Source organism: Sporomusa intestinalis (genome assembly GCF_055383785.1).
This window is the reverse complement of record NZ_AP042390.1, coordinates 3059149-3082061: the sequence shown is the minus strand read 5'-3', so window position 1 is coordinate 3082061 and position 22913 is coordinate 3059149. Positions and strand designations below refer to the sequence as shown.

Below are 22913 nucleotides of genomic sequence, written 5' to 3'. Positions count from 1 at the left end.
ATATACACGATTATGACGACCAACTTTGAACAATTAGGGCTGATCCCGCCGCTGACCGCCGGGATAACCGCTGCCGGTATCTCTGTTCCGACGGCCATCCAGTCTGAAGTTATCCCGGCAGCGCTGGCCGGTAAGGATATTATCGGCCAGTCGCCGACAGGCACAGGCAAAACACTGGCGTACCTGCTGCCGCTCCTGCAGAAAATCGAGCCGGCCAGGCGCGAGACGCAGGCGTTAATCCTTGCCCCTACCCACGAATTGGCAATTCAGATCCAGCGCCAGATCGAATTGCTGGTAACCAATTCAGGTCTGCCGGTAACTGCGGCCCCGATTATCGGCGATGTCAATATTATGCGGCAAATTGATAAACTTAAAGAAAAACCGCATATTATTACCGGTTCGGGCGGGCGAATCCTGGAGTTGATCAAAAAAAAGAAGATCAACGCCCAGACAGTCAAAACAATTATTCTTGACGAAGCAGACCGGCTGCTTGATGATAAAAACGCGGACACCAGCAAAGCCGTTATTAAGACTACGCAAAAAGACCGGCAGCTGCTGGCTTTTTCGGCGACAATACCGCCGGCGGCCCTGAGCCAAATACAGGAGCTGATGCACAGCCCGGCTGTAATCCTGTCAGCGCCGGATAAGCCTGCCGATATGCCTGCTATACAGCATATTTATTTTGTGTCAGACCGGCGGGATAAATTTGAGGTGCTGCGCAAAATAGTGAGCAGCCTGCAGATTGAGCAGGCCCTGGTATTCATCAATCGCAGTGATGATGTGGCGCTAACTGTCGATAAACTTAACTACCACGGCTTAACTGCCGCCGGGATTCATGGGAAATTTCTTAAAGAAGACCGGAAAAAAGCCCTGGAAGGTTTCCGGCGAGGTAAGCTGCAACTGCTGGTAGCCTCCGATTTGGCGGCCCGGGGGCTTGATATTCCCGGGGTTGAGTATGTCGTTCACCTGGATTTGCCGGAAGACCCGCAGGTCTACCTGCACCGGGCCGGACGAACCGGCCGGGCCGGTGCCCGCGGTGTGTCTGTCGCCATTGCCACACCGCGGGAGGCAGCGCTGATTGATGACTATGAGAAAGTCTTACATATAAGCATGCTGCCTAAATACGTGGCTCACGGTAAAGTCTTTGATAAGAGGAATGGCCGCCGGCCTAAATAACCAAGGCCTTCTTTTTTAAACCAGTTTGATAATCGTTGAGGTGTGACTTTGAGATTATATATTGCAGAAAAACCGAGCATGGCCGCCGAAATCGCCAAATGTCTGCCAGGGCCGGTAAGCCGCAAGGACGGCTATATCAATACCGGCGGCGGCCTTATTACCTGGGGCTATGGACATATTCTGCGCCAGGCCGAGCCTGACGAATATGACACTAAATATGAAAAATGGCGAGCCGAGGATTTGCCGATTATTCCCCAAAGCTGGAAGCTGCTTGTGGCTGATTCCTGCAAAAAGCAGTTTGAAATCATCAAAACGCTGATTGAGCAGGCGAGCGAGATCGTTCATGCCGGTGACCCTGACCGGGAAGGTCAGCTGCTGATCGATGAAGTCCTTGATTACGTAAATAATCAGAAGCCGGTGCACCGGCTTCTTTTAAATGCCCTGGATGAGCAGAGCATTAAAAAAGCGATCAACAGCCTGCGTGACAACCAGGATTTTTATAACCTGAAGCAATCGGCCCTGGCCAGGTCGCGGGCCGACTGGCTGATTGGCATGAACTTATCCCGGGCCTATACCCTGGCGGCCCAGCAGGCCGGGCACCGGACGACACTGCCGGTGGGACGGGTCAAGACCCCCACGCTGGCGCTGGTTGTCCGGCGGGAGCGTGAGATTGAAGCGTTTAAACCGGCCGATTATTTTACAGTGAAAGCCGATTTTGTCCATGATGATATCGTCTTTACCGCGTACTGGAAGCCGCAGGCGCAGCAGCCGGGGCTTGATGCGGAAGGACGGCTGGCGGACAAAGCCATTGCCCGGGCCTTGCTGGAAACCTTGCAGGCCGCTACAGAACCTGCGGCTGTCAGCTTGTGCGAAACAACGGAAAAAAAGGAACCCCAGCGCCTGCCGCTGGCTTTGTCGACCCTGCAGGTTATGGCCGGTAAAAAATTCGGCTATGATCCGCAGTTGGTGCTGGATACGGCGCAGAAGCTCTATGAAAAGAAACTGACAACCTATCCCCGTTCGGACTGCGAGTTTTTGCCGGAGTCCCAGAAGGAGGACGCCGGGCCAATTCTGAAAAACCTAAGCGGCCTTGCTCATGCGGAGCTGGCAGGCTGGGCCGGCAAGGCTGAGCCGCTGACGAAAAGCCGGGCCTGGAATGACAAGAAAATCACCGCCCACCACGCGATTATCCCTACGGTAGAGCGTTGTAACTTTGCGGCCCTGAGCGAACCGGAGCGCAACATCTACTTTCTGATTGCCCAGGCCTATCTGGCCCAGTTTTATCCGGTCCATGTCTACGACCAGACCCGGGCTGAGCTGGACTATGCCTGCGAACGCTTCACCGCCAGCGGCCGGGTTGTCCGGGAACTGGGCTGGAAGGAGCTGTACGGGGCCGAGGCCGAGGAGAAAAAGGAAGAGGACAGCGGCGCGCTGCCGGCCATGGTTAAAGGCGATCAGCCCTTATTTGTCAAGGCGTCGGCTGACAAAAAGTCGACCAAGCCGCCGGCGCGGTTTACCGCAGCAACCTTATTGGCAGCGATGAAAGAGATCCATAAATATGTAAAAAATCCTGACCTGAAAAAACAGCTCAAGGATGTGGCCGGCATCGGCACAGAGGCTACCCGGGCCACAATAATCAAGGAGCTGATCGAACGGGGATTTTTGCGGGAGGAAACCAAGAAAAAGTATCTCAAGCCTACTGAATCGGCCTATCTGCTTGTCGATATCCTGCCGGAAGAGATCACCTATCCGGACTTTACCGCCTTGTGGGAGGATATCCTGCACCAGATGGCGGCCGGCAATGCCAGTCTGGACAGTTTTCTGGGGCAGCAGGCCCATTTTGCCGCCAGTCTGTGCACAAAAGCCAAAAGGGCGGCGATCCCCCTAAAGGGGGATTATCCCTGCCCACGCTGCCGCCGGGGGGTACTGCAGGCCAGAAACGGCAAACATGGCAAGTTTTGGGGCTGTTCCCGTTACCCGGCCTGCCGGGCATCCTATGATGATGCCAATAACAAGCCGGCACTGCCTCCGGCAAAAGAACAGGGGCAAGGCTGATTAGGCCTTGCCCCTGCTGGTTTTCGTCCGCTTGCTGTTATATTTTTTGCCATCTGTGGCGGCTGCCGGCTTCGGCTTGCGGCGGCTGCGGAGATTGTTGCCGCCATGGCTTACCGGTTTTTTCTCATCCTCTTTCTTGGCCGGCGCCGTTTTGGGGGCGGTTTTTTTGAACACAGCCTTATTGCCGCCGGAGCGGGCCGGTTTTACTACTTTCTGACCGTTGGCTTTAAATTTTTCCAGCGAGGATTTAATTCCCTGCTCAATCAGCCGCAGATACTGCTGTTCCCCGGGGGCGACAAAAGTAACGGCAGTCCCGGTCTCGCCGGCCCGGCCGGTGCGGCCGATCCGGTGAATATAGCTCTCCGGGTCATGGGGGATATCATAGCTGAATACATGGGTCACACCTTCGATATCCAGGCCGCGGGCGGCAATATCGGTGGCGACTAAAATCTGCAGCTTGGCAGCACTGAAGCGTCTCAGCACCTGGGTGCGCTTGGCCTGGGACAAGTCGCCGTGCAGCTCATCGGCTTTGTAGCCGCGCTGGATCAGCGCCGTATTCACGGCTTTGGCCCGGTCTTTGGTATGGCAGAAGACAATGGCCAGATAGGGCTGGGATTCATCAATCAGGCGGCAGAGCTTGTCAAGCTTGTCTGCTTCGGGCAGCTCAATAATAATCTGCTTAATCTCATCTAAGGTTACATTTTGCGTCTGAATGTGGATATCGGCCGGTTTCGTCATGTACCTTGCCGCCAGGGCCCGGACTTTGGGCGGCATGGTGGCCGAGAACAGCATGGTTTGCCGTTTCGGTGAAGTTAGCTGGATAACCTCTTCCACCTCCTCCAAAAAGCCCATATGGAGCATTTGGTCGGCCTCGTCGAGCACCAGCTTTGTCACCCCCGCCAGCACCAGCGTTTTGCGCCGGGCGTGGTCCAGCAGCCGCCCCGGTGTGCCGATGACCAAGTGCGGCTGGCCGCGCAGTTTGCGGATTTGTTCAGCCACATCCTGGCCGCCGTATACAGATAGTACGTTAATATCAAGAACCGCAGCGATTTTTTTGGCTTCGGCCGTGATTTGCAGCGTCAGTTCGCGGGTGGGCGTAATAATCAGGGCCTGGACATGCGGCGCGGTTGCCCGCAGCTTCTCCAGAATCGGCAGCAAAAAGGCCAGGGTTTTGCCAGTACCGGTCTGGGCCTGGGCAATGATATCCCTGCCGGCCAGCAGTACCGGGATGGCCTGTACCTGCACCGGGGTTGGCCGGGTGATACCGGCTTGTTGTAAAAACTGAGTCAGTTCAGGGCGAATGCCTAAGGCAGAAAAATTTGTCGACATCAGAGAACACCTTTCTTTTTCTGAAATATGCCGGTAGTTCAGTTTGTGCAAGCCGGCGAGCGGCTATGCGTGAGTAAAAATTAAATATACTACTATTTTCCATAAAAGTAAAGAGTTTTTTTAAAAATTATTACCTAATTTCCCCTTTATTGTGGGAATACAGACTTAGTAAATTAGACGTATATTATCTGGAGTATTTTGGATAATATACGTCTGTTTGTTAAATAAAAATAATAAAATAAATAAAATTAAAATATTTCTGTAATGTGACAGGAAAATAAAAAATGATGTCAAATATGGAAGACCATGGAATAATTGTGTAAAAAAGGAGGTATTGATCGCATCATCAATATGGAAGCTGCAGCATCAAATTTTTCGCGACAAGATAGTGGTTTAACCTCACTTGTTATGGTTACCAGACTGCTGGGTGTGCCTGCTGACCAACAACAGCTGCGGCGGGCTTTTAATTTGTCCGAAGGCATGGCCACCGACACGCTCACCCTGCTGCGAATTGCTAAGCATCTAAACCTTAAAGCGAAGCAAACCCTATCCACAGCTGACAAACTTGCCATTCTGCCGTTACCGGCCCTGGCCCTGTTAAACAATTGTCAATATGTCGTCCTTGTGAAAGCCGATGCCAGGAAAGTCCTCGTTTTTGACCCCGCGCAGGAGAAACCGTTGGCCTTAGACCACAGCGCATTTGCCGCCACCTGGAGCGGAGAACTAATTCTCCTGGCCCGCAAATTCAGCTTATCGGATATTAGTCAGCAGTTTAATCTCAGTTGGTTTATTCCTGTAGTAGTAAAATACAAGCGTTTTTTTGGTGAAGTACTGGTATTTTCATTTTTTATCCAGGCCTTTGGCCTGATCAGCCCAATCTTTTCGCAGGTTATTATTGACAAAGTACTGATTCATAAAGGTGTGTCCACATTAGACATTTTAGCCTTAGGCCTGTTTCTAATCGGCGGTTTTGAAGCCGTCATGGGTATTTTACGGTCTTATCTATTTTCTCATACCACCAGCCGGGTGGATGTAATCTTAGGCGCTAAATTATTTCATCATCTGCTGGCCCTGCCGCTAAAATATTTCGAGGTCCGCCGGGTTGGCGACACGGTGGCCCGGGTACGGGAACTGGAGAATATCCGGCAATTTATCACCGGCTCGGCCCTTACCGTCGTTCTGGATTTATTTTTGACGAAGTCGACGGGGACGTTCCTTTTTTGTCAACTTTATAATATACTGTAGATGGAGGGGATAACGATGAGCAGACAAGCAAGGCAACTGAGTGAAACGGGGTTTTACCATGTGATATTCCGGGGAATCAACCATCAGCACCTATTTGAGGAAGATGCTGATTTTCAGTATCTGCTTCAGGCGTTAAAAACATTGAAAAAAACTATGAACTTTGAAATCCACGCATATTGTCTGATGAGCAATCATGTACATCTGCTGATGAAAGAACAAGAACCAGGCGATATTTCGATGATTATGAAAAGAATATTAACTAAATACGCCATGTATTTCAATCAAAAATACCAGCGCAGCGGGGCGTTGATTGCCAGTCGTTATAAAAGTGTGCCGGTTAAGGTCGATGAGTACTTTATTCCACTTATCCGTTATATTCATCAAAATCCGCTAAAAGTAAATCTGGTAGAAAATCTGGAAGATTATGCATTTAGCAGCTATTGGGAATACCTACACGGTAGTGATTGGGTCAATACAGAATTTTCTCTGCGTATGATAGGGAAAAATGAATGGTTGGAGCTTCACCGGGTTTTGGGTGATGAGGCATTTGAAGTATCAGGTCAAACCAGTTTGAGTGACAAGCAAGTTCGCCAAAAGATCTTGCAAGTAACTAAGGGGCGAGAACCGCACGAAATTGTGTCGTGGTCCAAGCCCGAGCGGAATGCTGTAATCAAGCAGTTTAAGGCAGCCGGATTGTCAATTCGTCAAATTGAGCGGGCAACCGGAATATCACGGGGGATAGTGGCAAAATGTTGATAAAAAAGGAACGTCCCCTTGTCAATATTCTGGATGATCATAGTAAAACCGTGAATCAGAGGCCAAAAATCAAACAGGCAAAAGGTATTCTGGCTAAGTATAAAAATGCTGCTTTTATCGAAAAAGAGCCTGCGATTTGAGCGGAAGCGGCGGCCGGCAAAAGCCGCAAACAGGAAAATAGAACGTTCCTTTTGAAGTCCTTTTAGAGAACATGGCCTGTTCATTAAAAGGACTTCTATGTTAAAATAAAGAAAACGAAATAAAAGGAATGCACTATGAACTTACTATCAATCGAAGACCTGTCCAAAGCCTATGGTGAGAAAGTCTTATTCGGCGGGATTACCTTTGGCATTGACGACGGGGATAAAATCGGCCTGATCGGGGTTAACGGCACAGGCAAATCGACCTTTTTACAGGTCCTGGCCGGGGTCGAGCAGGCTGATGCCGGCAAGATCGTTGCCGGCATCAGTGTCCGGATTGAATATTTACCGCAGAATCCCGAGTTTGATGCTACGGCCACGGTGTTGGAGCAGGTGTTTAAAGGGCTGTCACCGGTGATGCAGGTGCTAAGAGCCTATGAGCAGGCCCTGATCGCAGTCCAGCAGCACCCTGAGGACAGGGCACGCCAACAGCAGCTGATTGCCCTGACCCAGCAGATGGATAATCACAATGCCTGGCAGCTGGAGAGCGATGCCAAAATCATTCTTACTAAGCTGGGCATTGCTGATTTTACCGCACCGGTGGGCACCCTGTCCGGCGGCCAGCGCAAGCGGGTGGCACTAGCGAGCGCGCTCATTAATCCGGCTGATTTGCTCATTCTGGATGAACCGACCAACCATATCGATAACGATACGGTGGCCTGGCTGGAGCAGTTTCTCTATAAACGCAAGGGCGCCCTGCTGATGATTACTCATGACCGGTATTTTCTCGACCGGGTTACCAACCGGATCATTGAGCTCGATAAAGGCCGGCTGTATACCTATACCGGCAACTACAGCCGGTTTCTGGAGGCTAAGGCTGAGCGGGAGGAACAGCAGGAAGCCAGTGAACGCAAACGCCAGAATATCTTAAGAAATGAGCTGGCCTGGATCCGGCGCGGGGCCCAGGCCCGCAGCACCAAGCAAAAGGCCAGAATTGAAAGATTCGAGGAGCTTAGCGCCCAGGCCCCGGAGGCCGCCAACGGCCAGATTGAGATAATTGCCGGCGCCACCCGGCTGGGGCGCAAGACGGTTGAACTGGAGCATATCAGCCATGGCTTTGGGGGCAGGCAGCTAATCACTGATTTTAACTATATTGTGCTTAAGGACGACCGGGTTGGAATCGTCGGGCCTAACGGCAGCGGCAAATCAACCTTGCTGAATATGATTGCCGGCACCCTGACCCCTGACGAAGGCAGCGTGACGGTAGGCCAGACAGTGAAGCTCGGCTATTTCTCCCAGGAAAGCAGCGAGATGAACCAGGCTCTGCGGGTTATTGAATATATTAAAGAGGAAGCCCATTTTTTGCCTGCGGCCGATGGTGGAACCATTAGCGCCGCTCAACTCCTGGAACGGTTTTTGTTTCCCCCCGCTCTCCAGTGGACGCCGATTGCCAAGTTATCAGGCGGGGAGAAACGCCGCTTATTTCTGCTGCGGGTATTGATGAGTGCACCTAATGTTTTGCTATTGGACGAACCGACCAATGATCTGGATATTCAGACCTTAACGATTTTGGAGGATTATCTTGACGACTTTCCCGGGGCAGTGATCGTGGTATCCCATGACCGGTATTTCCTTGACCGGATTGCTGATAAAATATTCGCCTTTGCCGGGCAGGGCCGGATTATCCAGTATCCCGGGAATTATTCGGACTATCAGGCCAGAATCAGTGCGGTCGCAGCCGCAGCTGCCGCTAAGGCCGGTCCGGTTGCCGATAAGCGGCCGGCAGCTGTGGACAAGCCGAAAGAACGGCCGCAGAAACTGTCTTTTAAAGAGCAGCGGGAATATGAACAGATTGATGCGGTGATTGCCGGGGTTGAACAGGAACTGGTCCAGGTGGCGGAGGGGATTAATACCGCCGGCTGCGATTTTGTCCTGCTGCAAGAGCTTACCGGCCGGCAGCAGGCCCTGGAAGCGAAGCTTGATGAGCTGCTTGACCGCTGGACCTATCTTAATGAGCTTGTGGAAGCATGTAACAACAAATAAAGGGGTTACGGGAATTGGCGATGAACATACAGATTTTCGGCACAAAAAAGTGCCAGGACACCAGGAAAGCAGAGCGTTATTTCAAGGAGCGGAAAATTGCCTTTCAGTTTGTTGACCTAACAGTGCGCGGCCTGAGCAAAGGCGAACTGGAAAAAGTAAGGGTGGCTGTCGGCGGGCTCGACAACCTGATTGATAAGACCGGCAAGGAATACGAAAAACGCAATCTGAAGTATCTGGTGCATAATGTGGAAGAACAGCTGCTGAATTATCCGCTGCTGTTAAAAACCCCGGTAGTCCGGAACGGCCCCAGGGCCACAGTCGGCTATTGCCCGGAGGTTTGGGCAAGCTGGAGCTAATTTAAAAATGGGAGATTAGAATTATGCTGGAAATGGCGCGCAAAGTGCTGAAAAAATATTACGGGTATGATGAATTCCGGCCAGGGCAGGCAAAAGTTATTGCCAGTCTGCTCAATGCCAAGGATACGGTCGCGATTATGCCTACCGGGGCGGGAAAATCACTGTGTTTTCAAATTCCGGCCATGCTGCTGCCAGGGATTACCATCGTGGTTTCGCCGCTTATCTCGCTGATGAAAGACCAGGTGGATGCGTTAACCGAACAGGGCGTACCGGCTACCTTTATCAACAGTTCGCTGACAGGCTCCGAGGCCGGACGGCGTTTGCAGCAGATGCGGGCCGGCCGGTACAAACTGGTTTATGTGGCGCCTGAACGTCTGACTGCCGACTGGTTCCAGGCGGCAGTGGGCGAAGTCAAAATCAGCATGCTGGCAATCGACGAAGCCCACTGTGTTTCTCAGTGGGGCCATGACTTCCGGCCAAGCTACCGGAACGTCAGCGCCTTTATTGCCGGTCTGCCCAGCCGGCCGGTTATTGGTGCGTTTACCGCCACCGCTACCCCTGAGGTTAAGACCGATATTGTGAGCCTGCTGGCCTTACAGTGGCCGCAGGTTCATATAACCGGGTTCGACCGGCCGAATCTGTCCTTTACGGTCCTGCGGGGCGAAAACAAACAGCAGTTTGTGCTCCAGTATATTAAAGCCAACGCCGGCCAGTCAGGGATTATTTATGCCGCTACCCGCAAAGAGGTTGACTCCTTATATGAACTGCTGCGGAAAAAAGGCTATGCCGCCGGCCGGTATCATGCCGGGCTGAGTGATGAGGAACGCATGGCCCAGCAGGAACGGTTCCTCTATGACGACATCCGGGTGATGGTTGCGACCAATGCTTTTGGCATGGGTATTGACAAATCCAATGTCCGCTATGTCGTCCACTATAATATGCCGAAAAATATGGAGTCCTACTATCAGGAAGCCGGCCGCAGCGGCCGGGACGGTGAACCGGGGGAATGCATCCTGCTGTTCGGGCCGCAGGACCCGCTTTTGCAGCGGTTTCTGATTGACAAGTCGGTAGAGCACCCGGAACGCAAACAGCATGAGTTGAAAAAACTGCAGGAGATGGTGGATTATTGCCATACGCCTGACTGCCTGCGGCAATATATATTGAGCTATTTCGGCGAACCGGCGGCAGACGCAGGCTGCGGCCGCTGCGGCAACTGCACCGCCGACGGGGAGCAGGTGGATATTACGGTTGATGCGCAGAAAGTTTTTTCCTGCGTTTACCGCCTGCGGGAGCGCTTCGGGATTGCAGTGATTGCCGAGGTGCTGAAAGGCTCAAAAAATAAAAAAGTCCAGCAGCTGGGACTGGACCGGCTGCCGACTTATGGCCTGATGGCTGAGCGTACCCTGCCTGATATAAAGTCACTGGTGCAGCGGCTGGTGGCCACAGGCTACCTGCGTCTGACAGAAAGCGAGTATCCGGTGGTAAAGCTGGAACCGGCGGCCATGGCGGTCCTGAGAAGTGAAGCGCGGGTATGGCAAAAAATCTTTGCCGAGCGGCAGCCGCTGGTTGCCGACGACCGCTTGTTCGAGCTGCTGCGCGTGTGCCGGAAGCGGCTGTCCGAGCGGGAAGGGGTACCGCCGTTCGTGGTGTTTGCCGATACAACTTTGCGGGAGATGAGCCAGCACCGCCCCGTCGATCTTACGGCCCTGCGGCAGATCAAGGGCGTGGGGGAATTAAAGCTGCAGAAATACGGCCAGGAATTTTTGGCGGTTATTACCCGGTATCTGCTGGAAACCGGCGCCGCAGCCGGCAGCACCACACCGGCTGCGGACAGGAAGCCGGCAACAAAGCGGCCGGAAACTGCTGCCAAGAGCCCGGGCAAAACGGAGGCCGACCCCAGTCACATCATCACCCTGGCCTTGTACCGGCAGGGGGCCGGGCTGGAGGAAATCGCCAGGGAACGGGATCTGACGGTCAATACTGTGCAAAACCATCTGGTCCGGTGTGCGCAGGAAGGGCAGCCGGTGGATTGGGACAGGCTGATCCCCGCTCAGTATGAAGAATTAATTATTGCCAAGATCAAAGAGGTCGGCGGCAAGCAGTTAAAGCCGTTTAAGGACGCCTTGCCTGATGCTGTGAGCTATGCGGCCATTAAGGCCGTATTATGCAAACACTTTGGCGCTGCCGGGGCTTAGAGAGGAATATTATCCGGCAAGAGTAAGAGAATAGAATAAGTAATTGTTAGCAGGAGCGTTGGGCTTAATGAATAAAAAAGCGGTAGAGTGGCTTTATCAGCAACTGCCGGAACTTGTGGACAAAGGCATTATTCCGGCGGAAAGCGCTGAACAGATAAGAAAATATTATGGTCCTGTTGACGGTAATACCGGGACCAGGACTTTCCTCGTCATCTTCGGGGTGATCGGTGCGCTGCTGGTCGGCCTTGGCATCATCCTGATTCTGGCCCACAACTGGGCTCAGTTAACCAAGCTGAACCGTCTGGCAGTGTCCCTCAGCCTGCTGGTCGCCGCCCAGGTGCTGGCAGGCGGCGTGCTCTGGTTTAAGCGGGACAGCACGGCCTGGCGGGAGGGCGCCGCTACCCTGCTGATGCTGATGGTTGGCGCCGCCATGGCCTTAGTCGGGCAGACCTATCATCTGGTGGAAGACACCGATGCCTTTCTGCTGACCTGGATGCTGCTGTCGCTGCCTGTCATGTATTTGCTGAATTCAGCCAGTGTGGCCATCCTCTATACCGTCGGCATCACCTTCTGGGCCGGGAGCCATTATGGCCTGAGCAAACAATGGGTCTGGGGGCTGCTGGCCGGCGCGCTGCCTCATTACTGGGGCTTGCTTAAGCACAACCGTTATGCCAATACGACCGCTATTTCCTGGTGGGTATTAACGGTTTGTTTCTATATTTGCTTTACCGTAGCTTTCTCCGACTATCTGGCCGGGCTGGGATTCCTTGTTTTTAGCGCCTTGTTTGGCGCAACCTACCTGACCGGCGAGTTATGGTTCATCAGTCGCGATCAGGGCCGGCGCCTGCCGTTTACCGCGGTGGGCCTGGCCGGGAGCGTCGGGTTAACCTTTATTCTGACCTTTAATGAAGTCTGGCGGAATATGGCGTTAGCCTGGAAAGCGGTCCTGCCGGCAGCCTGGATTATTGCCGCTGTGCTGCTCGTACTGGTGGCGGCCGGCACTGTTAGGCTTATTAAGAACCGCAACCGGGAGGCCGGGAAGTTCGCGGCGCTGCCCTGGGTTGTCGGCCTGGCCTATTTGATTCAGTTTTATGATCCTAGTGGTTTAGGCGCCACGCTCGTGTTGAATGTTTACATGCTGGGTCTGAGCATCAGCCTTATCGCCCAGGGTGTGAGAGAAGTTCATCTTGGCATTGTAAATCTGGGGATGCTCATGCTGGCGGCATTGATTGTGGCCCGGTTTTTCGATATTGATGTCAGCTTTGTCGTGCGCGGCGTGAGCTTTGTTTTACTCGGCATCGGCTTCCTTGCTGCCAATGTGGTGTTAGTACGCCGCAAAGCGGGGTGGCAAAATGAAAAATAAACGGCTGCTGCTGTGGTTATTCATCGGGGTCGCTATATTGCAGGCTGCGGCTCCCCTCTATATGGCCTGGCGCTGGGAGGATATTTTGCAGACCGGGCGCCGGTTTTACTGGCAAACCGCACCGGTGGACCCGGCTGACGCCTTTAAGGGGCGCTATATCGACCTGCGGTTTAAAGAGGACAGCGGTCCGATTAGGGGCGGGGACAACCTGATTGGGGGGCGGCAGGTATATGCCAGCATTGCTGAAAATGCCGCAGGACAGGCGTATATCAGCGGGGTTAGCGTTAACCGGCCGGAGCAGGGCGACTATATCAAGGTCAGGGCCTATGCCAAGGGACCGGGAACCGCCTATGTGAATCTGCCGTTTACCCGCTATTACCTGCCGGAAAAACTGGCGCCGGCGGCGGAAAACGCCTACCGGGAAAGTGCCGGTAAAACAGGGATTGCGGCTGTCCGGATCAAGGATGGTTATGGCGTTGTTGAACAATTATATATTGGTGAACAAACCCTGGAGGAATTTTTGCGGCAATCGCAGTAAGGATTATTGGGTGGATAATGGCATATACATATATTGTGCAATGTGCCGACGGCACTTTCTACACAGGCTGGACAACGAATCTGGCCGCCAGAATGACGGCTCACAATGCCGGCACCGGTGCCCGCTATACCCGCAGCCGCCGGCCTGTCGCCTTGATTTATTACGAGCTCCAGCCCAATGAAAGCCTGGCCCGGAAACGGGAATGGGCGATAAAACACATGAGCCGCAAGGCGAAAGAAATGCTTGTTGCCGGTTTTACCGGGCCGGACGGGGTTATGGCGCCAGACGCCGGGTAAACCGTATCCTAAGGGAACAGTCAGTAGCCGGCCCTGCTGTGACGGCTGTTTCTTTTTATTAATAAGCAAGGCCTGGGCGCAACAGGGTAAGCGACAGGCCGGATAGGAGCAGATTATGGACGGAACACAACGTAAAAATATTACTCCCGGTGCCAGGGTGAAGATTATCCAGAAACCGCATCAGCGGACCGGCCAGTTGACCGAAGGCATTGTCAAAGACATTCTAACAAGCAGTGCCGTTCATCACCGCGGCATCAAAGTCCGGCTGACTGACGGCATTGTCGGCAGAGTGCAGGAAGTCCTGCCATAACAGCGAAAAAAGGACGCAAGCAAACCGTCCCCGTGAGTCGGACTCACGGGGACGGTTTTTTGCATTAGCCTGGTGGTTAAAGAGTGCGATTGTCGATGCGCGCAATTTCCCGCAGCGATTCCATGAGGGAGGCGAAGCGTTCGGGTTTTATGGATTGCTGCCCATCGCACCTGGCATTGCTGGGGTCCTGGTGAACTTCGATGATTAAGCCGTCGGCGCCTACGGCCACGGCGGCTTTGGACAGTGATTCCACCATCCACCAGAGGCCGGCGGCATGGCTGGGATCGACAATTACCGGCAGATGGCTAAGCCGTTTGATGGCCAGTACGGCGCTAAGGTCGAGGGTATTGCGGGTGTAAGTCTCGAAGGTGCGTATTCCGCGCTCGCACAGAACTACCTTTTCATTGCCGCCGGCCATGATGTATTCGGCAGCCATTAAGAGTTCTTCAATTGTCGCGCTTTGTCCCCGTTTGAGCAGGATCGGCTTATCAATCTGACCGGCCGCCTTTAGCAGGTCAAAGTTTTGCATATTGCGGGCCCCGATTTGAATCATGTCAATGTCTTCATGATGGGTTTCCAATTGCTTTATGGACATGATTTCGGTAACCACCGGCAGGCCTGAGACCTGTCTTGCCTGCTTTAACAGTGCCAGGCCTTCCTGCTGCAGGCCTTGAAAGCTATAGGGTGACGACCGGGGTTTAAAGGCGCCGCCCCGCAGGAACCCGGCCCCGGCAGACTTGACTTGCCGGGCTATCGACACAATTTGCTCAGGACTTTCCACCGAACAGGGGCCGGCGATAACCGCCACCTGGTTGCCGCCGATGGTTTGGTTACCGACAGTAATGACCGTGTTTTCCGGGTGGAAAGTGCGATTGGCTTTTTTGTATGGCTCCTGTACGGAGAGCACTTTCTCCACAAAAGGCTTGCTTAATAAATAGTCGCGATCCAGTTTGCCCGTATCGCCGACGATTCCCAGTATGGTCTGAAATTTACCATATGTGGGCCAAACACTGCAGCCAAAGTTTTCCAGCTCCTGTTTTAGTTTTTCAATTTGCTCGGGTGTTGATGTAGAATTTAACACAATAACCAATGAAAACGCCTCCTGTACCTATATAGTATATAAAAATAAAAACCTAAGTCTCAATTGAGCCTTAGGTTTGTTATACATTCGTTTATTTGTATTTTCTTAAGGACTCGCAGGTAAAGCAGTTATTAAGTTATTAACAGTAAATAAGCCTGCGCCAAAAAAGCTGGCCCAAGCAAAAAAGAAAAAGTATACGGTTGTATATGCTTGATGAGAGGTTGACATTGTAAAAACCACCCTGTCAGGTTACTTTGATCATGAATTTATTATAACAAATAAGAATCGTGTGTCAAGTGGTATTGAAAATTTTAAATTTAATTTAGCTAACTGTAAATTATATAACAAAAATATAATATAGTTGTATTGTGCAACGGGATGGGAGCAGGTTTAAAAAGAATTGACACAGGTTGCGGTTGCTTATATACTTGAGGGTAAAGTTTACATATTTGTTTTAACTACACTAAGGGTCATGCTTTAGGAGGCGATAATATGTTCAAGGATTTTAGGAGCGATACGGTTACGCAGGCAACCCCGGCAATGCGGCAAGCGATGATGGAAGCTGTGGTTGGTGATGATATACTGGGAGAGGACCCTACGGTTAAAAAGCTTGAGGACCTGAGTGCGGCGATATTTGGCAAAGAGGCCGCCTTGCTGACTGTTTCCGGGACAATGGCCAATCAGATTGCCATTATGGCGCTGACCCAGCTGGGTGATGAGATTATTTTAGGCACTGAGACCCATATGTACAATCTGGAGGCCGGCGCTTTAGCCGCTTTATCCGGTATTCAGGCCCGGCCTGTACCCAGTCAGGAGGGGCGTTTTGCCGCTGGCGATATTAAAAAGGCCATCAGGCCCCGGGGCGTTCAATCGCCGGTCAGCCGGGTATTATGTCTTGAGAATACTTATGATTTAAACCGGGGCTACCCGCTGTCACCGGCGTACCAGGCCGAGCTGGCCGAGTTGGCCCGTAATCATGGTCTGGCCGTATATCTTGACGGGGCGCGCATTTTTAACGCCGCTGCGGCGCTAGCCTGTGATGTGCACGAACTGGCGAAAGATGTGGATGCGCTGCAGTTTTGCCTGACTAAGGGACTGGCAGCCCCGTTTGGCTCGCTGCTGGTCGGCAGCCGGGCGTTTATTGAGAAGGCCCGCTGGATTAAACAACGGCTTGGCGGCGGCCTGCGCCAGGCCGGGCATATGGCGGCTGCCGGTATCATTGCCCTGGAAACCATGCGGGCGCGGCTGCCTGAGGATCATGCTAACGCCTGCCGGCTGGCTCATGCCCTGGCTGCTATTGACGAGCGGCTGGTCGATGTTAAACAAGTTAAAACCAATATTGTCCAAATTGATTTTGAGCCGACAGGAAAAGATGCCGCCTTTGTTACCGAAGCGTTGCTGCGGCAGCACATAAAAGTGAAACCGATTGGGCCTTACACCTGCCGCATGATTACTCATTGGGGCATCACTGCCGACGATGTGGATTATGCTGCTCAGGCTATACGGAAAATTATTAAATGATGCTTCCTGCCACCATCTAAAGGCTCCGGTGTAGATGGTGGTATTTTTTTGGATATTTCTGTTAAGAATACAAAATTTATTATTCCGGATAAAGACAAAGTTCGACGTTGCAATTATAATAGGATACAATAGTTTTAATTATCTTACAGGAAACGGGAGGCTGCGGTTATGCGCATTACTAAAGCAATAAAAAAAACAATGCTGGAACGATTAGAGCAGTCATATAAAGACACGACAACGGCGCTGACCTATTCGACCCCTTTTGAACTTATGATTGCGGTTATTTTGTCAGCCCAGTGCACAGATGCCAGGGTCAACATTATCACGGCCCGGATGTTTCCCCGCTACAATACGCCGGAAAAAATCCTGGCCCTCGGCCAGGCCGGGCTTGAACAGGAAATCCGTGATTGCGGCCTGTTCCGGAGCAAAGCGAAAAATATTCTGGCCGCCTGTGAGAAATTATGCCGGGACCATGGCGGCCAGGTACCGGGAAATTTTGCTGACCTTGTGCAATTGCCGGGGGTTGGACGCAAAACGGCTAATGTTTTGTTAAGCCAGTTGTTCGGTATCCCGGCAATTGCTGTCGATACTCACGTCTTCCGGGTGTCGAACCGTCTGAAGCTGGCCAGCGGTGACACGCCGCTGGCTGTAGAGCAAGGGCTGATGCGGGCCATTCCCCGGGAACAGTGGAGCGATGCCCATCATTGGCTGATTTGGCATGGACGCAAGGTTTGCAAGGCCGCTAAGCCGCTGTGCCATATCTGTCCCCTCCGTGATTTATGCCCGAGCAGCCGCGTGCAATAATTAAGATATTGTATAAATATTATTTTAAATGTATAATGATACGTAGTACTACTGGGGGATGAAGCATGATTTTTCGTAAAGCAAAATTTAGTGATGTGGAAGCTATTCTAAAGCTGATTAATGACTATGCCGAGCAGGGGCTGATGCTGGCCCGGGCCCGCAATACCCTGTACGAAGGGCTGCGGGAATTTATATTGGCGGAAGAGGACGGCAAAGTCGTCGGCGTAGCCGCCCTGCATCTGGTGTGGGATGAGCTTGGTGAAATCCGGGCCTTGGCAGTACATCCCGCCAAGACCAAAACCGGTGTCGGCCGTGAAATTGTTAACAGGCTGACAGAGGAGGCCCGGGCGCTGGGGGTAAAAACCCTGTTTGCCTTAACTTACCAGCCGGGATTTTTTGCCAGACTGGGTTTTAAAGAAGTACCCAAAGAAAGCGTACCGCATAAAATGTGGAAAGAGTGCATTAACTGTCCTAAATTTCCCAATTGCGATGAGATTGCCATGGTTAAAGAACTATAAAAGCAAGCGGGTGTGTTGTCGGCGCGATTGACACAGCCGCTTGCTTTTTCGCACAGGCAGTAATTTTTCCGGCCTTTGGCCACAGCAGCTTCTGCTGTTGGCCAAAGGCCGGGTCAGTTATGCTGTCTTTAGAGCTCAATGCTGTGGCCAGGGGCCATAATCGTGACCGGAATAGCCAATTCCGCCTCGACCCTGGTTTTGAAGGCTTCCGGCGATTGGGCAATGACAGGCCAGGTATTATAGTGCATTGGGATAACGGTGCGGGGCGTAAGCAGTTTTACTGCTTCAAAGGCGTCTGCCGGTCCCATTGTGTAGTTATCACCAATCGGCAGCAGGGCATAATCAATTGTTTCCAGACGGCCCAGCAGGGCCATGTCGCCGAACAGGGCGGTGTCACCGGCGAAATATACGGTCTTGCCAAAAAAGTTTACGATAAAGCCGGCTGCATGTCCGCCGGGTACACCTGAGCCGTGAAAGGCCGGGGTAACCCTGACATAGCCGAAGTCAAAGGTGCGCTTGCCGCCCAGATGCATACTGATATTGGCACAATCCTGCTCTCCGACCTGAGCAGCCAGTTCAGCGGTGGCGATAACGGTGGCCCCGGTGTGTTTGGCAATCTGAATGGTATCGCCCAGGTGATCACCGTGGCCATGGCTCACCAGGATATAGCTGCAGGTAATAGCTTCGGGTTTGGTAGTGGTGAGCGGGTTGCCGGTCAAAAACGGGTCGAACAGTAATGAGGTATTGCCGTTGGTCAGCGAAAAACAGGCATGACCATGAAAGGTTAGGTTAGTCAAAGGTTGCACCTCCTTGATAATTATAGTTACTATTTTTCCAAGATTATTGAATAAATTCCTGCTAAAATAAAGAAAAAACATTCTGCCGTTTGCAAAAGCAGGGAATTTACGTAATATGGAGAATTCTAAAAATAAAGACAATTGTCCGGTTGATAAAGGAGCGTCAGATAATGATTCCGATAATATCTGTGGTAGGGCGGTCCAACAGCGGCAAAACGACTTACCTGGAGAAGTTAATCAGTGAACTTAAATACCGGGGGCACAGGGTTGCGGTTATTAAACATCATCACAATGATTTTGAGATTGATGTGCCAGGTAAGGATACCTGGCGCCATACGCAGGCAGGAGCAGACACTGTATGCCTGGTATCGCCGGCTAAAGTGGCTATAATCAGGAAAACGGACCAGGAACTGCCGCTTGACCAGATAGCCGGTTTTATAGATAATGTTGATATCATTATTACGGAAGGCTATAAGCAGGAGTCCAAGCCGAAAATCGAGGTCTATCGCCAGGCTGCCGGCAATCAGCCGCTCGGTGTCAGGCCGGAACTGCTTGCTGTTGTGAGTGATACCGTGCTTTATGAAAATGTGCCGCATTTTCCGCTTGACGACCCGGAGGCCATGGCTGCTTTGCTGGAACAAAGGGTGTTAAATTCAGAAATAGCAAAGGACTGATGCTATGCATGACGGCTATAATCGCCAAATTAACTATTTGCGGGTTTCAGTAACAGACCGCTGTAATTTCCGCTGCGCATATTGCATGCCGGAGCAGGGCGTCAAGCTGCTCAGCCATGCCGATATCCTCACTTATGAAGAGCTGCTGCGGGTTATCCGGGTGGTGAGCGGGCATGGTGTCAGTAAAATCCGCTTAACAGGCGGTGAGCCACTGGTGCGGCGGGGAATTGTCGGTTTTATCCGCAGCATTGCCAGTCTGAAAACGATCACCGACATATCGCTTACGACAAATGGCAGTTTACTTGCCGGTATGGCTGACAAACTGAAGGATGCCGGTTTAAACCGGGTAAATATCAGCCTTGACACCATTGATCCGGATCAGTTCCGCAAGATTACTCACGGCGGCGATCTTGCCAAAACAATGAACGGCCTGAACAGTGCCTTGGCAGCAGGGCTGACGCCCTTAAAGCTTAATGTTGTGCTGACAAATATAATTACCGAGCGCGATCTGGCTTATTTTGTTGACTTAGTACACCGGGAGCCCATTTCCGTCCGGTTTATTGAATATATGCCGATTGGTGAGAGCCAGGTTTGTGCCGGTCCCGGGATTGAGGAGATTAAAGGCATCATTAATGCGTTTGGCCGGGGGAACTTAAAGCCAACCCTGAATATTCAGGGCAATGGTCCGGCCAAATATTTTTATCTGCCCCAGGCCAAAGGTACTTTTGGCTTTATTACGCCGATATCCGAGCATTTCTGTAATGTCTGCAACCGGATTCGCCTGACCGCCGACGGGAAGTTTAAGCCCTGTCTCTTATCCAACCAGGAGCTTGATATTAAGGCTGCATTGCGTCAGGGGGCCAGTGATAGGGAAATTGCCGAGCTTTTTTACAAGGCCATAACAGACAAACCCCTGGGACATACTTTAGCTAATAGCGGCGGACAAACTGAATTTTTCCGGCAAATGTCGCAGATAGGCGGCTGATTACCAGGCAAAGGCTTAACTTCTTTCCCCGAGAGGTTAAGCCTTTTTGATTTTGTGACTTTTTTTTGTTATTATGATAATCAATTAGAAGAATACTAAGACAAAAAGAAGGTGCAGCTGTTGAAGACCATTCACGCACACATCCCTACGCTCTATACTTTCGCAAATCCACTGCGGGATATTGCGCTTGCCAACCATTGCGTATGGGTGGAACAAGCAGATAAGAGCCGGCAGGAAGGCCAGGAATGTGCAATTTATTATGAGCCGTACACAAATCACGTGCATCCCTTTACGGTTGATGCTATTTATATTGCGATCTCCTATAGCCAAAACAGCTATTTATTTTCCGGTTTTGGCGTAATTCCTGATAAGGAGCGCCAGGAAATTAAGATTAATGAACAATATGAACACTACGCCGATGCCAAACAGGCGGCTATCAAATGGCTGCTGGCCACACGCCTGCATATCGGACGCTAACAACAATCCCGTACCGGTTACGGGATTGTTGTTTTTAAAAAATACGAAACAGGTGTCCTAAATGTGTGAAATAAATGTAACACAATCTTGTCACAAATGTTGCATTTGACTAACAATTTACCATAATGTGCCTTAAATAGTAATCAATAACAAGCCTAAACGGAATGGCACGATTTTTGCAATATAATTGTAGCGTGATTTACTATCCTGAGAACTTTGACTTTATGAAGAAACATGTTTACTATGCTGAAAACTAAATTCTGAATATTGAAAAATAATAACAGCTAAAGGTCACAGTACCTTGGGATACCTTATTAAATACACCGGCTTATAGGGGAGGGATGATTGAGGCCAATGATTTGTCAGTTCGCCAGAGGTTCCGGTTAGGTTGGCTGTTTGCCAGGTAAGCCAAAGTTGAGTTAATAAACAAGGAGGAGTTATATTATGACAAAAAAATCTTATGGGTATTTTATGCCTCCGGTCAGTATTATGGGGGTTGGCTGTCTTGAAGACATCGCAGATTACATAAAGCCTATGGGGTTTAAAAAAGCCTTGATTGTCAGTGATAAGGTTCTTGTTCAAATCCAACTTATCAAAAAGCTCACCGATGTGCTTGAGAAAATAGATGTGAAATATGTCGTTTTTGATGGGGCTCAGCCTAATCCGACTGTTGGCAATGTAAACGCCGGCTTAAAATTGCTGCGGGATAACCAATGCGATTTTGTTGTATCCTTCGGCGGCGGTTCGCCCCATGACTGCGCAAAAGGCATTGCCCTTGTTGCTGCCAATGGCGGCAAGATTGAAGACTATGAGGGCGTTAATAAATCGGCAAAACCGCAACTGCCGCTTATTGCCGTCAACACAACCTCCGGCACCGCTAGCCAGATGACCCGGTTCTGCATCATTACCGATGAAAGCCGTCACATCAAGATGGCCATAGTCGACTGGCACACAACGCCTGTAATTGCCGTTGATGATGCGGATCTAATGGTTGCCATGCCGCCCTCGCTGACTGCCGCCACCGGTATGGATGCCCTGACTCATGCCGTGGAGGCTTATGTTTCCATAATTGCCACACCGGTTACAGACTGTGCAGCTATTAAAGCCATTGAGCTGATTTCCGGCTATTTAAGAAGAGCCGTTGCCGACGGCAAGGACATGGAAGCCAGAGAAATGATGACTTATGCCGAATATCTTGCCGGCGTTGCCTTCAATAATGCCAGTTTAGGCTATGTTCATGCCATGGCCCATCAGCTTGGCGGCTTCTATGACCTGCCCCATGGTGTTTGTAATGCCATTCTACTCCCGGCAGTGGAAGATTATAACGCTAAGGTTGTGCCGGAGCGGTTTGTTGATATTGCTAAGGCAATGGGTAAGGATGTTGCCGGTTTGACTGTTGAACAGGCGGCTGCCGCCGCGCTGGCCGCAATACGCCAGCTTTCCGCCGACATTGGTATTCCTGCCGGCCTGAAAGATTTAAAGGGGTTTAAGGCAAGCGATATACCGACTTTGGCTACCAACGCTCTGAAGGACGCTTGTGGTTTTACTAATCCCAAGCAAGCCACCCAGGAAGAGATCGAAAGCATCTTTAGGGCTGCTATTTAAGCGGATAGAACAATAGTTAGGCGGACAAGGGGCTGTGCTTACAGCCTCTTGTGTTTTATTTAACCGGGTGACAGCATAAATCGGCACCAATCTCGTAGTATTGCAGGAATTATTAAATAAATGGCAAAATACTTAATATAATCATTTGCGCGAAGGAGCCTAACGCAGCCATGGAATTGACACATTTTGATCACGCGGGTAAGGCCCGTATGGTGGACGTCACAGTGAAAGCGGAAACCAAACGGGAAGCAGTGGCGGAAGGGCGGATTACAATGCAGCCTGCTACGCTTGAACTAATAAAACAGGGGGCCATGGGTAAGGGCGATGTCTTAGGCGTTGCTCAGGTGGCCGGAGTAATGGGGGCCAAGCGGACGTGGGATTTGATCCCGATGTGTCACCCGCTCTTATTGACCGGTGTTACGCTGGAGTTTGCCATCGACGATGCGGCCAAAGCCATTGATATTAAGGCAGTGGTAAAAACGACCGGCAAGACCGGCGTGGAGATGGAAGCCTTAACGTCTGTGTCGGTGGCGGCGCTGACAATTTATGATATGTGTAAAGCAGTCGATAAAGCTATGACTATTGAATATGTGCGGCTGCGGGCCAAATCAGGTGGTAAGAGCGGCGATTATATTAGGGAGGATTAAAA

23 protein-coding genes are annotated in these 22913 nt (G+C 51.3%); 20 read left to right on the top strand and 3 right to left on the bottom strand.

The annotated features are described in order from the left end of the window. The first annotated feature begins 12 nt into the window (after nt 1-12). Entirely contained in the window at nt 13-1176 is a 1164-nt protein-coding gene (locus ACZ481_RS14590; RefSeq protein ID WP_464766091.1) for a DEAD/DEAH box helicase, read from the top strand. 48 nt (nt 1177-1224) lie between these two features. Then, nucleotides 1225-3231: a DNA topoisomerase III gene (locus ACZ481_RS14585; protein ID WP_464766090.1), complete on the top strand. Its 2007-nt coding sequence runs from the start codon at nt 1225-1227 to the stop codon at nt 3229-3231. On the opposite strand, the gene ACZ481_RS14580 is transcribed toward ACZ481_RS14585, so the two are convergent. Then, nucleotides 3232-4560: a DEAD/DEAH box helicase gene (locus ACZ481_RS14580; RefSeq protein WP_464766089.1), complete on the bottom strand. Its 1329-nt coding sequence runs from the start codon at nt 4558-4560 to the stop codon at nt 3232-3234. A gap of 351 nt (nt 4561-4911) precedes the next feature. Here ACZ481_RS14580 and ACZ481_RS14575 point away from each other — a divergent pair, with 351 nt between their 5' ends. The 10 genes from ACZ481_RS14575 (at nt 4912) to ACZ481_RS14530 (ending at nt 13802) form a co-directional block, all read left to right on the top strand. Then, complete coding sequence (locus tag ACZ481_RS14575) at nt 4912-5805, top strand: ABC transporter transmembrane domain-containing protein (protein ID WP_464766088.1); 894 nt, start codon at nt 4912-4914, stop codon at nt 5803-5805. 15 nt (nt 5806-5820) lie between these two features. Continuing rightward, complete coding sequence (locus ACZ481_RS14570) at nt 5821-6561, top strand: transposase (protein WP_464766087.1); 741 nt, start codon at nt 5821-5823, stop codon at nt 6559-6561. After that, nucleotides 6555-6701, top strand: a complete 147-nt coding sequence (locus tag ACZ481_RS14565) for a hypothetical protein (protein ID WP_464766086.1) — start codon at nt 6555-6557, stop codon at nt 6699-6701. The genes ACZ481_RS14570 and ACZ481_RS14565 overlap by 7 nt, the downstream gene beginning before the upstream one ends. 135 nt (nt 6702-6836) lie before the next feature. Further along, on the top strand, nt 6837-8744 hold the full coding sequence (locus tag ACZ481_RS14560) for an ABC-F family ATP-binding cassette domain-containing protein (RefSeq protein ID WP_464766085.1): 1908 nt from the start codon (nt 6837-6839) through the stop codon (nt 8742-8744). Nucleotides 8745-8764: 20 nt separating this feature from the next. Continuing rightward, the gene (locus tag ACZ481_RS14555; RefSeq protein WP_464766084.1) at nt 8765-9100 is read left to right on the top strand and encodes an arsenate reductase family protein; all 336 of its coding nucleotides are present in this window, start codon (nt 8765-8767) and stop codon (nt 9098-9100) included. A gap of 23 nt (nt 9101-9123) precedes the next feature. Further along, the gene (recQ, locus tag ACZ481_RS14550; RefSeq protein ID WP_464766083.1) at nt 9124-11295 is read left to right on the top strand and encodes a DNA helicase RecQ; all 2172 of its coding nucleotides are present in this window, start codon (nt 9124-9126) and stop codon (nt 11293-11295) included. A gap of 67 nt (nt 11296-11362) precedes the next feature. After that, nucleotides 11363-12658 (top strand): DUF2157 domain-containing protein, encoded by a 1296-nt coding sequence (locus ACZ481_RS14545; RefSeq protein ID WP_464766082.1) that lies wholly within the window; start codon nt 11363-11365, stop codon nt 12656-12658. Then, nucleotides 12648-13196: a GDYXXLXY domain-containing protein gene (locus ACZ481_RS14540; RefSeq protein ID WP_464766081.1), complete on the top strand. Its 549-nt coding sequence runs from the start codon at nt 12648-12650 to the stop codon at nt 13194-13196. The genes ACZ481_RS14545 and ACZ481_RS14540 overlap by 11 nt, the downstream gene beginning before the upstream one ends. Before the next feature lie 17 nt (nt 13197-13213). Next, nucleotides 13214-13492, top strand: coding sequence for a GIY-YIG nuclease family protein (locus ACZ481_RS14535; protein WP_464766080.1), 279 nt, complete (start codon nt 13214-13216; stop codon nt 13490-13492). A 115-nt stretch (nt 13493-13607) separates the two neighbouring features. Then, on the top strand, nt 13608-13802 hold the full coding sequence (locus ACZ481_RS14530) for a YwbE family protein (RefSeq protein WP_464766079.1): 195 nt from the start codon (nt 13608-13610) through the stop codon (nt 13800-13802). Nucleotides 13803-13878: 76 nt separating this feature from the next. On the opposite strand, the gene aroF is transcribed toward ACZ481_RS14530, so the two are convergent. Further along, nucleotides 13879-14892 (bottom strand): 3-deoxy-7-phosphoheptulonate synthase, encoded by a 1014-nt coding sequence (gene aroF, locus ACZ481_RS14525; RefSeq protein ID WP_464766078.1) that lies wholly within the window; start codon nt 14890-14892, stop codon nt 13879-13881. A gap of 483 nt (nt 14893-15375) precedes the next feature. Here aroF and ACZ481_RS14520 point away from each other — a divergent pair, with 483 nt between their 5' ends. The 3 genes from ACZ481_RS14520 (at nt 15376) to ACZ481_RS14510 (ending at nt 17726) form a co-directional block, all read left to right on the top strand. Continuing rightward, nucleotides 15376-16404, top strand: a complete 1029-nt coding sequence (locus tag ACZ481_RS14520; RefSeq protein ID WP_464766077.1) for a threonine aldolase family protein — start codon at nt 15376-15378, stop codon at nt 16402-16404. A gap of 168 nt (nt 16405-16572) precedes the next feature. Beyond that, nucleotides 16573-17208: an endonuclease III gene (nth, locus tag ACZ481_RS14515; protein WP_464766076.1), complete on the top strand. Its 636-nt coding sequence runs from the start codon at nt 16573-16575 to the stop codon at nt 17206-17208. A gap of 65 nt (nt 17209-17273) precedes the next feature. Further along, nucleotides 17274-17726 carry an N-acetyltransferase gene (locus ACZ481_RS14510; RefSeq protein WP_464766075.1) on the top strand — a complete coding sequence of 151 codons (453 nt, stop codon included), beginning with the start codon at nt 17274-17276 and terminating at the stop codon, nt 17724-17726. 128 nt (nt 17727-17854) lie between these two features. On the opposite strand, the gene ACZ481_RS14505 is transcribed toward ACZ481_RS14510, so the two are convergent. Then, nucleotides 17855-18523, bottom strand: coding sequence for a metal-dependent hydrolase (locus ACZ481_RS14505; RefSeq protein ID WP_464766074.1), 669 nt, complete (start codon nt 18521-18523; stop codon nt 17855-17857). 170 nt (nt 18524-18693) lie between these two features. Between ACZ481_RS14505 and mobB the strand changes: the two genes are divergently transcribed. The 5 genes from mobB (at nt 18694) to moaC (ending at nt 22911) form a co-directional block, all read left to right on the top strand. After that, nucleotides 18694-19197 (top strand): molybdopterin-guanine dinucleotide biosynthesis protein B, encoded by a 504-nt coding sequence (gene mobB / locus ACZ481_RS14500; RefSeq protein ID WP_464766073.1) that lies wholly within the window; start codon nt 18694-18696, stop codon nt 19195-19197. A 4-nt stretch (nt 19198-19201) separates the two neighbouring features. After that, complete coding sequence (moaA, locus tag ACZ481_RS14495; protein WP_464766072.1) at nt 19202-20182, top strand: GTP 3',8-cyclase MoaA; 981 nt, start codon at nt 19202-19204, stop codon at nt 20180-20182. 120 nt (nt 20183-20302) lie between these two features. Next, a complete protein-coding gene (locus tag ACZ481_RS14490) occupies nt 20303-20659 on the top strand; it encodes a hypothetical protein (RefSeq protein ID WP_464766071.1) in 357 nt (118 codons plus the stop codon). 444 nt (nt 20660-21103) lie between these two features. Further along, nucleotides 21104-22264 carry an iron-containing alcohol dehydrogenase gene (locus tag ACZ481_RS14485; RefSeq protein ID WP_464766070.1) on the top strand — a complete coding sequence of 387 codons (1161 nt, stop codon included), beginning with the start codon at nt 21104-21106 and terminating at the stop codon, nt 22262-22264. A gap of 170 nt (nt 22265-22434) precedes the next feature. Then, entirely contained in the window at nt 22435-22911 is a 477-nt protein-coding gene (gene moaC / locus ACZ481_RS14480; protein WP_464766069.1) for a cyclic pyranopterin monophosphate synthase MoaC, read from the top strand. Nucleotides 22912-22913: the final 2 nt, after the last annotated feature.